This window comes from Nitrosomonas sp. Nm166, from assembly GCF_900112825.1.
GTDB lineage: Bacteria > Pseudomonadota > Gammaproteobacteria > Burkholderiales > Nitrosomonadaceae > Nitrosomonas.
On the sequence record NZ_FONE01000038.1, the window covers coordinates 23,286 to 34,876 of the forward strand.

General features: G+C 41.7%; 9 protein-coding genes and 1 tRNA gene. 1 reads left to right on the forward strand and 9 read right to left on the reverse strand.

Going from position 1 to position 11,591, the window contains the following annotated elements; genetic code table 11:
- Positions 1 to 135: 135 nt before the first annotated feature.
- The 8 genes from lon to BM021_RS11200 all read right to left on the reverse strand — a co-directional run bounded on the left by lon (position 136) and on the right by BM021_RS11200 (position 9,169).
- Positions 136 to 2,547 (reverse strand): endopeptidase La, encoded by a 2,412-nt coding sequence (gene lon / locus BM021_RS11165; RefSeq protein ID WP_090721113.1) that lies wholly within the window; start codon positions 2,545 to 2,547, stop codon positions 136 to 138.
- 178 nt (positions 2,548 to 2,725) lie between these two features.
- Complete coding sequence (clpX, locus tag BM021_RS11170; RefSeq protein ID WP_090721114.1) at positions 2,726 to 4,003, reverse strand: ATP-dependent Clp protease ATP-binding subunit ClpX; 1,278 nt, start codon at positions 4,001 to 4,003, stop codon at positions 2,726 to 2,728.
- A gap of 59 nt (positions 4,004 to 4,062) precedes the next feature.
- Entirely contained in the window at positions 4,063 to 4,704 is a 642-nt protein-coding gene (gene clpP, locus BM021_RS11175) for an ATP-dependent Clp endopeptidase proteolytic subunit ClpP (RefSeq protein WP_090721115.1), read from the reverse strand.
- A complete protein-coding gene (tig, locus tag BM021_RS11180) occupies positions 4,688 to 6,010 on the reverse strand; it encodes a trigger factor (protein WP_090721116.1) in 1,323 nt (440 codons plus the stop codon). Before tig ends, clpP begins: the two co-directional genes overlap by 17 nt.
- Positions 6,011 to 6,120: 110 nt before the next feature.
- Positions 6,121 to 6,205: transfer RNA gene (locus tag BM021_RS11185), tRNA-Leu, on the reverse strand.
- A 59-nt stretch (positions 6,206 to 6,264) separates the two neighbouring features.
- Positions 6,265 to 7,023, reverse strand: coding sequence for a YciK family oxidoreductase (locus BM021_RS11190; RefSeq protein WP_090721117.1), 759 nt, complete (start codon positions 7,021 to 7,023; stop codon positions 6,265 to 6,267).
- A 149-nt stretch (positions 7,024 to 7,172) separates the two neighbouring features.
- The gene (groL, locus tag BM021_RS11195) at positions 7,173 to 8,822 is read right to left on the reverse strand and encodes a chaperonin GroEL (RefSeq protein ID WP_090721118.1); all 1,650 of its coding nucleotides are present in this window, start codon (positions 8,820 to 8,822) and stop codon (positions 7,173 to 7,175) included.
- A gap of 56 nt (positions 8,823 to 8,878) precedes the next feature.
- Complete coding sequence (locus BM021_RS11200) at positions 8,879 to 9,169, reverse strand: co-chaperone GroES (protein ID WP_090721119.1); 291 nt, start codon at positions 9,167 to 9,169, stop codon at positions 8,879 to 8,881.
- 585 nt (positions 9,170 to 9,754) lie between these two features.
- Between BM021_RS11200 and BM021_RS11205 the strand changes: the two genes are divergently transcribed.
- Positions 9,755 to 10,069: a hypothetical protein gene (locus tag BM021_RS11205; RefSeq protein WP_143074329.1), complete on the forward strand. Its 315-nt coding sequence runs from the start codon at positions 9,755 to 9,757 to the stop codon at positions 10,067 to 10,069.
- A 285-nt stretch (positions 10,070 to 10,354) separates the two neighbouring features.
- On the opposite strand, the gene BM021_RS11210 is transcribed toward BM021_RS11205, so the two are convergent.
- Entirely contained in the window at positions 10,355 to 11,227 is an 873-nt protein-coding gene (locus tag BM021_RS11210; RefSeq protein ID WP_090721121.1) for a M28 family peptidase, read from the reverse strand.
- Positions 11,228 to 11,591 lie beyond the last annotated feature (364 nt).

Below are 11,591 nucleotides of genomic sequence, written 5' to 3' on the forward strand. Positions count from 1 at the left end.
GTCAGGATTTTGGAAACTTGTGAATATCTAATCCCGTCAGAATTCTCAAATTATCTCTGAATTATTTAAAAATAACTGATAGTCAGTCAGAAATAATAGCTATTAGTTACTCTGAAATTCTGGAAATTACTCTATTCAATGCTTGATTACATTTTCTATTAGCTTATCTTCAGTATTTGATTGCAAAGATGGCTGCGTAATTGAAACAGGAAGCAACTCTGGTTTATGTTCCAATGCTAAGTCAAGCACTTGGTCTATCCATCTGACGGGATAGATAGTCAGTTGATTTTTGACATTTGCTGGAATATCGGTTAAATCCTTTACATTTTTTTCAGGAATAATTGCTACCTTAATACCACCGCGATGAGCAGCTAATAATTTCTCCTTTAAGCCACCTATTGGAAGCACTTCTCCTCTCAAAGTAATTTCACCAGTCATAGCCACATCCGCTCTCACAGGAATATTTGTCAGAACCGATACCATTGCGATACAAATTCCAATACCAGCACTTGGCCCATCCTTGGGTGTGGCGCCTTCGGGAAGATGGATATGAATATCATTTTTTTGATAGAAATCTTCCGGTATACCCAATGAGTGGGAACGACCTCGAACCACAGAAAGCGCAGCCTGAATAGATTCCTGCATTACCTCGCCCAATTTGCCCGTAGTGATGGTTTTTCCTTTTCCAGACAATACAACAGCTTCAATAGTTAATAGCTCGCCACCAACTTCAGTCCAAGCCAAACCAGTTACTTGCCCAACTTGGTTCTTTTCTTCAGCAATACCGTATGTATAACGCCTTACCCCTAAGAACTTGTCCAGATTACGAGATGTAACAACTACTTTGTTCTTTCCTTTCTTAAGTAGCATCGCTTTTACAGCTTTCCGGCAAATCTTTGAAATTTCTCGCTCCATTGCCCTTACCCCAGCTTCTCTGGTGTAATAGCGAGCAATATCCTGAAGCGCTGAATTTGAAATTATTAATTCATTTTCCTTGAGGCCATGATTCTGCATCTGTTTAGTTAATAAGTAACGCGTGGCTATATTCAGCTTCTCGTCTTCTGTATACCCTGACAACTGAATTACCTCCATACGATCAAGCAACGCTGGGGGTATGTTTAGCGTATTTGCAGTTGCTACAAACATGACATCGGATAAATCGTATTCCACTTCAATGTAGTGATCAACAAATGTATTATTTTGTTCTGGATCAAGAACTTCCAATAGGGCAGATGCCGGATCTCCACGAAAATCCATTCCCATCTTATCCACTTCGTCTAGTAAGAACAATGGATTTCTAACTCCCACCTTACCCATATTATGCAAGATCTTACCGGGCATTGATCCAATATAGGTTCTTCGATGGCCGCGAATCTCAGCCTCATCTCGCACGCCACCCAGTGACATACGCACAAATTTTCTGTTTGTAGCGCGTGCAATGGATTGCCCCAATGAGGTTTTACCAACACCTGGCGGACCCACGAGACAAAGAATAGGTGCTTTTAATTTGTTTACCCGTTGCTGAACAGCTAGGTATTCAACAATTCGTTCCTTGACTTTCTCCAAGCCATAATGATCCTTCTCAAGTGCTGCTTCCGCGGCTTTTAGATCATAACTAATTTTGCTTTTCTTTTTCCATGGCAGAGCCACGAGTGCATCGATATAATTACGAACTACTGTTGCTTCCGCAGACATAGGAGACATCAAACGAAGTTTTTTTAATTCTGATTCAGCTTTAGCATGTGCCTCTTTAGGCATCTGAGCAGCTTGTATTTTTTTCTCAATTTCCTCAATATCCGCGCCGTCTTCACCTTCACCTAATTCTTTCTGGATGGCTTTTACTTGTTCGTTAAGGTAATAGTCACGTTGACTCTTTTCCATCTGACGTTTAACTCTACCGCGGATACGCTTTTCTACTTGCAAGATATCCAATTCGGTTTCCAATAACCCTAATAAGTGTTCTAGGCGTTTGGATATATCAAAAATTTCCAGGACTTCCTGTTTTTGCTCAAGTTTTAATGGTAAGTAGGCAGCAATAGTATCTGCCAGACGCCCTGCATCATCTATGCCATTGAGTGAAGTAATAATTTCTGGTGGAATTTTTTTATTCAGTTTCACATATTGATCGAATTGGGTCAGAATGGCGCGCCGCATTGCTTCAGCCTCGGAATTGTTACTTGTATCAGTCGAAACTTGTAACGCTCTGCCAGTAAAATGAGTTTCAGAGTCAATTAATTCCAGAATACGGGCACGATAATTACCTTCTACCAGGACCTTAACGGTACCATCAGGTAGCTTCAGCATTTGTAATAAACTGGATACACTACACACATCATAGAGATCCCCAGGCGCAGGATCATCTTTAGATGCAATTTTCTGAGCAACAAGTAGAATGTTTTTATTCGATTCCATTGCAAGCTCAAGTGCTTTAATAGATTTCTGTCTCCCAACAAATAGTGGAATAACCATATGTGGAAAAACAACCACATCACGTAACGGTAAAAGCGGCAATATCAATTGTTCAGAATGATCATTCAAAGAGGTCATATTTACTCATCTATAAAATTTCACAACTCGCTAGCTAATAAAGTATGTACATCAATCAGAAATTCAAGGTAAAAATATTTTAAACATACGCCAGCACGTCTCCATCAAACGGAAAAACAATCAAAATAGAAGAATAAATACACATTTTATTTTATTCAAACAAATTGTTATTAGCCCATTACTTGGAACGTTTAGCAATTTTTGGCTGATCCGAGAAAATTAATATGGGTTTAATATCGTCATTGACTGAATTATAATCGATGACTACTTTAGTAATATTTTCTAATGATGGAAGATCATACATAATATCTAATAGAATTTCTTCCAGAATTGAACGCAAACCGCGTGCACCCGTTTTACGCGTTAAAGCTCTTCTCGCAATTGCTTTGAGAGCCGGCTCCCGAAATTCGAGCTCAACGCCTCCTTCCATATTGAACATCTTCCAGTACTGCTTGACGAGCGCATTCTTAGGCTCTGTTAGAATCTGAATTAACGCAGCTTCATTGAGCTCTTCTAATGTTGCGACCACAGGCAAACGTCCAACAAATTCAGGAATCAAGCCAAATTTAACTAAGTCTTCTGGTTCTACCTGCTGTAGAACCCTATTTATATCCTTCTTGTTATGGCTTTTCACATCAACCCCAAAGCCGATTCCACCCTTCTCGGTGCGCGCTCTGATCACTTTGTCAAGACCATCAAATGCACCGCCACAAATAAATAAAATATTCGTAGTGTCTACTTGAATAAACTCCTGGTTAGGATGTTTTCGTCCTCCCTGAGGAGGAACCATCGCAATGGTGCCTTCTACTAATTTCAGTAGTGCTTGTTGTACGCCTTCCCCTGACACATCACGTGTAATGGATGGGTTATCTGATTTGCGTGAGATCTTATCAATCTCATCAATGTACACAATGCCACGTTGCGCCTTTTCAGCGTCATAATTACATTTCTGAAGCAATTTCTGGATAATGTTTTCTACATCCTCACCCACATAGCCTGCTTCAGTTAAGGCTGTAGCGTCTGCAATAATAAAAGGTACATCCAAAAGTCGAGCTAGAGTCTGCGCAAGCAGTGTCTTACCTGAACCAGTCGGCCCAATAAGTAGGATATTGCTCTTTGAGAGTTCAATATCCTCTGTTTCGCCTGGCTTCACTACATTTCTCAGACGCTTATAATGATTATAAACCGCAACAGACAGTATTTTTTTTGCTGATTCCTGTCCGATCACATATTGATCAAGAATTTGACAAATTTCACGAGGTACAGGCAAAGTTGACTTAACCAGTTTTGTTCCTTCATCACCTTGCATTTCTTCCCGAATGATATCATTACATAAATCGATACATTCATCGCAAATGAATACGGAGGGGCCTGCGATAAGTTTTCTTACTTCATGCTGGCTTTTGCCGCAAAAAGAACAATAAAGAAGTTTCTCGCCACTAGCTTTGTCTGGCATATCTCTATCCCACAGTAATTGAGTTAAATTCCCTGCTTAAAAATTTTACAAGCATACACTTAATTTGAACTTTCATCCCTTTGCGCTAATACGGCATCAACCAGCCCATACTCTACTGACTCGACTGCACTCATGAAATTATCACGATCAGTATCTTTTTCTATATCCGCCACTGGACGCCCCGTATGCTTTGCCATAATCTCATTTAAACGAGCTTTAAGAAATAAGATCTCACGTGCATGTATTTCAATATCAGAGGCTTGTCCTTGAAAACCACCCAGTGGTTGATGGATCATCACACGTGAATTTGGCAAACAGTAACGCTTGCCTTTTGCTCCCGCAGCTAATAATAATGCCCCCATACTTGCCGCCTGACCAATGCATAAAGTACTGACATCCGGCTTAATATATTGCATTGTGTCATAAATAGCCAAGCCGGCAGATACCATGCCACCCGGGGAATTAATATAAAAGTGAATATCTTTCTCTGAATTCTCTGACTCTAGAAATAGAAACTGCGCAACGACCAAATTTGCACTTGCTTCCGTAACAGGGCCTACCAAAAATACTACCCTTTCCTTTAATAAGCGCGAATAAATATCATAAGCGCGCTCGCCCCGCCCGCTCGTTTCTATCACCATAGGAATGAGACCCAAATTCCTAGGTTCTAGATCACGCAGACTATCAAATGGTTGCGTCATTTGCGGATATCCCCATCAACTCATCAAATGTTATAGTTTTATCAATTAAATTTATTTTGTTAAGCACCCAATTTACCACATTCTCTTCCAATGCCAATGATTCGGCTTCTTGCAGACGCTCTGAAGAAGCATAATGCCATTTGATTACTTGCTCGGGGTTTTCATAACTTTGCGCTGCATCTTCTATGATGCTGCGAACCTGCTCGCGTGTAGCTTTTAGCGCATGCACTTTTACAAGTTCTGCCAGAATCAAACCTAACTTAACTCGATATTCTGCTTTTTCTTTAAAAAGATCCGGCGTAAGAGAGATTCCTCTACTTTTCATTCCACGCGCTTCAAGATTACTTTTTGCGTTCTGCATTAATTGCTCTATTTCTTGATTAATTAAAACGCTGGGCGCTTCGATCTGGGTCGTATCTAATAACAACTGCATGATTTGTTCTTTGACCTTTGATCTGATTCGCTTCGAAACTTCGTGTTCCAGATCCCGTTGAATACTTTCGCGCAATTTTTTGATATCCCCATCAGAAATACCGAGTGACTTAGCAAAGTCAGCATTCACATCTGGCAATACAGGTTCTTCGAGTTCATTAAGTTTTACTTCAAATATAACGGTTTTGCCGGCGACTTCTTTACCATGATAATCTTCTGGAAAAACAACTTCAAATGATTTATTATTCCCTACCCTCATACCCATAAGTGAAGTTTCAAAATCTTTAAGAAACCTTCCGTCACCCAATATCAACTGGGTATCTTTAGCTTTCCCACCCGGAAAATCACTGCCATCAATAACCCCATGATAATCGATCTTGACCCGATCACCTTTCTTTGCCGAACGTGTGACTGGTTCATAGACCATACGCCGATTACGAATCATTTCTAGCGTTTTATCAATATCAGTATCACTCACTTCTACGTTAGGCCGCTCTATACTTTGAGTGCTTAAATCTCCAATAACGATTTCAGGATATACCTCGAATGTCGCGCTAAATGTGTAAGAGGTATTATTATCGTTTAAGGATTTCGCTTCAATACGTGGATAGCCGGCAACCTGCAAATTCAATTCCTTAATAGTCTCTGTGAATTCCTTATGGACCGCATCATTCAGAACATCCTGTTGAACTTGGGTGCCATACATTTGTGTAACTATTTTTAGGGGAACCTTCCCAGGGCGGAAACCATGTAACTTGGTCGTCTTTACTAAACGTTTTAGGCGATTCTCTATCTCGCCCTGCAATTTCTCTAGAGAGATTGTGATATCAAAGCGACGCTCCAATGCACCGAGGTTTTCTACATTTGATGCCATTAAAATTCCTGACTGATTAAATATTTTTCAATACGCAGGCCCATCACTATCCGCTCATCAGATTATGATATTTATCGAATAAGATAGTTCTGCAATAATATATAATTAATTGGTGCGAAAGGGGGGACTCGAACCCCCACACCTCTCGGCGCCAGAACCTAAATCTGGTGCGTCTACCAATTCCGCCACTTTCGCATTTTGTTTTATTTTTATCTTAGCAATTATACCTTTTAATCCCGCTTACCGCAGCCAGATCATTCATTACTCTGGCAAAATACTGTCTGACCGCTCATTCCCCTACTATCCGGTCCCATCAGATACAAATAAGTTGACATGAGATCTTCTGGTTGCCGCATCGTTTGCTTGATCTCGCCCGGATGAGTTTTAGCCCGCTGTGGTGAATTAACAATGCCGGGTACAACAGCATTAATTCGCAAATTTGGTATGGTTTCCCATTCATCAGCCTGAATTTTCACCAAGGCTTCAATACCTGCTTTAGCCACTGTAAAGCCCCCCCAATAAGCTGACGGTTGATGTCCATGAGAGCTCGAGGTCATAATAACGCTGGCGTCAGGAGCCATTTTCAGCAACGGCAGACATGCGTTAGTTAAAGCGAAAGGGGTGATCAAATTAACCTGCAACATCGCTCGCCATTGCTCAACGGTTTGATTTTCAAGTGGACTCAAACCATATAAAAATGCAGCATTATGCAAAATTCCATCTAACCGCCCTAGTTGTTGCGCTATGGCTTGAGCGATCATTATAAAATCCTTATCCTCGGCATGCGCCAAATCAAGCGGATAAATAAGCGCTTGTGCTTTGCCTATGGCTTCAATTTCATCATAGACGCGCTCTAATTTTTCCACCTTGCGCCCATGTAAGATTACCGTTGCGCCATAATTTGCATAAGTTAGCGCCGCAGTACGCCCTAATCCTTGCCCAGCACCGGTAATAAGAATTACACGATCTTTAAGAAGATCCTTCGATACTGAATAGTTTTCTACCTTTTTCATAATCGAAATTTATCATGATAAAGTATTTTTAAGAGAAAAAAAAAGCGACTACTCATAAGTGCCTAATTTATAATTCAAAGACAACAAAAAACAGACCCCAGCAGAACACTGAAGTCTGTTTATAAATATCGAGTAGCTTTGATACTATACTACATATCCATACCACCCATGCCGCCCATACCACCCATGCCGCCCATACCACCAGCTGCTGCAGTCTCTTCCTTAGGCAGTTCTGCAACCATGGCGTCTGTGGTTAACATCAGGCTTGCTACTGAGGCTGCGTTCTGTAAAGCAGAGCGAGTAACTTTTGTAGGATCTAAAACACCCATTGCTACCAGATCCCCGTATTCACTGGTTGCTGCATTGTAACCAAAATTACCCTGGCCTTCGGTCACCTTATTGACAACAACGGATGGTTCATCACCACAATTAGTTACAATTTGGCGTAATGGTTCCTCAAGAGCGCGTAAAACAATCTTAATACCTGCATCTTGATCATGATTATCTCCCTTGGTATTTTTAACAACCGAGATCGTACGTAACAGTGCCACACCCCCTCCTGGAATAACACCTTCTTCGACTGCTGCACGAGTGGCATGCAATGCATCTTCTACGCGAGCTTTTTTCTCTTTCATTTCTACTTCAGTCGCGGCCCCTACTTTAATAAGCGCTACACCACCAGCAAGCTTAGCTACTCGTTCTTGCAATTTCTCTTTATCATAATCGCTAGTAGCTTCTTCTATTTGAGTGCGGATCTGTTTAACACGACCTTCAATATTGCCAGCATCACCAGCGCCATCAATAATTGTCGTGTTTTCTTTACCAACTTCTACTCGCTTAGCCTGCCCCAGATCATTCAGTGTCGCTTTTTCCAAAGTTAAACCAACTTCTTCAGCAATTACAGTACCACCTGTTAGGATGGCAATATCCTCCAGCATGGCTTTGCGACGATCACCAAAGCCCGGTGCTTTAACGGCACAAGTTTTTAAAATGCCTCGAATATTATTAACAACTAGCGTTGCAAGTGCTTCGCCGTCGACGTCTTCTGCAATAATCAATAAAGGTTTGCCTGCTTTGGCTACTTGTTCCAATACGGGTAACAAGTCGCGTATATTAGAAATCTTTTTATCATGCAGTAAGATAAAAGGGTTTTCCAGAAGCGCAATTTGTTTATCTGCGCTGCTTACAAAATAGGGCGACAGATAACCACGATCAAACTGCATACCTTCAACCACTTCCAGTTCATTTTGCAATCCTGATCCATCTTCTACGGTAATTACACCTTCCTTGCCTACTTTATCCATTGCATCCGCAATGATTTTACCGATCTCGGTATCCGAGTTAGCAGAAATACTACCAACCTGAGCAATCTCTTTCGCCGTCGCACATGGTTTTGAAAGTTTTTTTAATTCGCCAACGGCAGCATTAACTGCCTTATCAATGCCACGCTTGAGGTCCATTGGATTCATACCTGCAGCGACATACTTCATGCCTTCTTTAACGATAGCTTGCGCTAACACAGTCGCAGTAGTAGTACCGTCACCGGCCACATCAGATGTTTTGCTAGCAACTTCTTTCAACATCTGAGCACCCATATTTTCAAACTTATCTTTCAGTTCGATCTCTTTAGCAACTGAAACACCATCTTTGGTAATGGTCGGTGCACCATACGAACGATCCAGTACTACGTTCCGGCCTTTTGGCCCTAGTGTTACTTTTACCGCATCGGCTAAAATATTGACACCAGTCACCATTCTATGGCGGGCTGAATCACTGAACTTTACTTCTTTTGCTGACATAAATCTTCTCCTAATCTCTCAAATATTATTTTTAGCGGCCAAATGGATGAGTACGATCAACCTTCAATCACGCCCATAATATCTTCTTCCCGCATAACTAAAAGCTCTTCTCCCTGAACTTTTACCGACTGTCCGGCATATTTGCCAAACAATATCTTATCGCCCACCTTGACTTCCAGTGGCCGGACTTTTCCATCTTCGCCTACTTTGCCTTTTCCTATTGCTAAGACTTCACCTTGATCTGGTTTCTCTGCTGCACTATCTGGAATAACAATACCTGATGCCGTTTTGCGCTCATCTTCTAATCGTTTGACAATCACACGATCATGCAATGGACGAATTTTCATGTTGCTTTCTCCTTTTAAAATTAATTACCTGTCCAATACTTATGCGAGATTTCCAGCTTTCCCGAATTCATCATGGAAATTGCCAAGCTGCTAAATAACGAATTTAGCACTCACTAACCATGAGTGCTAATAATAGGATTTATCTTTGAGAATTTCAAGATGGATATAAGGAGGAAAATAAGTCCAGAATAAAAACGAAACAACTCTAAATGAAGTAAATACCATAAAATACAATAACTTTTTCAATCTTAATCATTAAGAATGTTAATCGTTAAGAATGTGATTCTGACAACGGCGGAGTGCTTGCCAATATCGCCATGTATCGGCCATAGGAAGACTATAACTGACTATCAGGACTATCAGTAACAATGCTTGTATGGCTCAGTCTATGTAGTAGCAGCACGGATGTAGGATGTATTTCAATGCCGTATTCTAAGCGCAGAAGCTGGTTTCCTCGTCAATTTTATTTATTCCAGTGATAGAGAAGATGTCTTCATATACTGTGTGAAAACGAACAGAATAAATTAGCAAGAGTAGATATGCTGTCTGGACAGTAATTCTACTGTATAAATATGGAGGAAAAAAATGAAGCATATTTCTACTCGTAAAAATGTTACTTCGCTTGTATTAATAGCAGGCCTGATGGCCGGATTAGTGAGCTTTGCGTATGCACAAAGCAGCACGCAGAGTGGCTCAACATCCGGACAAGGAACCAGTCAGGGTAGCAGCATGGGCACCACTGGCAGTGACACATCAAGTCAAGACAGACAACGGGAATCAACCTCTACCCAGAGACCCTCTGGTTCATCTGGACAACCAAGCGGTACCAGCCCGACTCCTTCTGGTTCACCCTCTGGCTCAACTTCCGGTAGCAGCGGATCGAAAAGTGGCGGGTACTAAGCCTGCTGCATCTAAGGATGGCGGTCAACAATATTCTTATAGGAGAACTCATTTTAGCGGATCGTAATCATAATCCTTAAAACGAGCAAACTCAGGATAGGTAAAGCCGCCAGAACGAAACCAACGGATGAAAAACGAAGTCAATTGGAACAAGACCGTAAGGGCTGTTTCCTGCTGATGGATTGTTTCGTTTGACCACAACGCCAGGTCTAGTCCTGGCGTTGTTTCTTGTATGGATGCGGCTCAATAATAAGTGGTAACGTGGTAACCCTAATTTCTATCATTTTATTGGACAGCCAAATTTCTGACCGTTTGTTCCAAGCCATCGACAACTTTTGTAAGAAAATCGTAGTTAATTTTTTCAGGTGTATCTTCTGGCGTATGATATTGCCGGTAGCGTAATGGGGCGGTATCGGTAACCATAACGGCCGGATATCCTTCTTTCCAAAAGGACCAATGATCGGAACTCCATGCGCCGGGGAAATTGGTAGGAAGGGTCAACGCCTTGCACGGGATATTCGCATGGTGATGAAGCAAACTCTCCATGTCCGATAGCAATTTATGTGATTTGGAGTTTCCCACCAGGGCAATAAAATTCCCTTGTCTGGGCAGCAGTAAACCCATCAATGACAGCCACTGACTGCCCCTCTGGTCAGAGCAAAAACCGATGGTCTCCAGGCAGATCATCGCAACGACTTCTTCCCCTCGCTTACGACATCGCCTGGCATAAACACGGCTACCCATTTCTGGTGATCGGGTGAATGGACTCTCTTCATTAGTAAAAGCGATGAAGCGTAGGGTACGTGAAAACCTTTTTCCCGCGCAAGCACGGGCAAGTTCCAGGAGCGCTGCAATGGCTGAACCGTTGTCGTTGGCCCCGGGTGATTTTCGATGTGTATCGTAGTGTGCACCCACTATGACAATCTCTTGCGGTACTTCTTGACCGGGAATTTCTGCTTCTAAATTAGAAAACTCTAAATCCTTCGCTTCATATATCTGACGAACAACAGAATAACCAAGCTCGCCAAAAGCATTTTCAATAAAACCCGCCGCAGCCCCGAGGCTGCCATATCGGTACAGATTTCGCTCTCCTATGTCAGAAGCAAGTATTTCAACAGTTTTGCGCAGACGCTGCGTACGCTGGATATCTTGAGCCATGTTTTTCCTCGTTTATACTTAAAACAGAGTTGGATGAGACGGGGTTATTTAGTTGAATGTTCTTGCTCGCTTTACCTGAATATGAATAGTAATACTCGAACTTTGATATTTTTTTAATATGGCAGGTAAGACTATTCTGTTCTGTTCGTTATCGCACACAGGCTAGTGAATAACTCCGAAATTCAGTGTAATTCCAATTCTATTTAGGAACAGCATTAATAATCCAATCCCATCCGGTAATGCCGCGCATAGTTTCCTGGTTTGATTCAAGGCTTTTTAGCGCGCTCTCCAGATGTATCTCAAGCGCATCCAAACTATCGAAGGCACGGTTATGAAAGAATTTTTCCCGTAATTCATCCCACAC

Bases quoted from the DNA above. Each gene is read 5' to 3' on its own strand.
- lon (WP_090721113.1), bottom strand. From the start codon at position 2,547: ATGACCTCTTTGAATGATCATTCTGAACAATTGATATTGCCGCTTTTA.
- clpX (WP_090721114.1), bottom strand. From the start codon at position 4,003: ATGCCAGACAAAGCTAGTGGCGAGAAACTTCTTTATTGTTCTTTTTGC.
- clpP (WP_090721115.1), bottom strand. From the start codon at position 4,704: ATGACGCAACCATTTGATAGTCTGCGTGATCTAGAACCTAGGAATTTG.
- tig (WP_090721116.1), bottom strand. From the start codon at position 6,010: ATGGCATCAAATGTAGAAAACCTCGGTGCATTGGAGCGTCGCTTTGAT.
- BM021_RS11190 (WP_090721117.1), bottom strand. From the start codon at position 7,023: ATGAAAAAGGTAGAAAACTATTCAGTATCGAAGGATCTTCTTAAAGAT.
- groL (WP_090721118.1), bottom strand. From the start codon at position 8,822: ATGTCAGCAAAAGAAGTAAAGTTCAGTGATTCAGCCCGCCATAGAATG.
- BM021_RS11200 (WP_090721119.1), bottom strand. From the start codon at position 9,169: ATGAAAATTCGTCCATTGCATGATCGTGTGATTGTCAAACGATTAGAA.
- BM021_RS11205 (WP_143074329.1), top strand. From the start codon at position 9,755: ATGAAGCATATTTCTACTCGTAAAAATGTTACTTCGCTTGTATTAATA.
- BM021_RS11210 (WP_090721121.1), bottom strand. From the start codon at position 11,227: ATGGCTCAAGATATCCAGCGTACGCAGCGTCTGCGCAAAACTGTTGAA.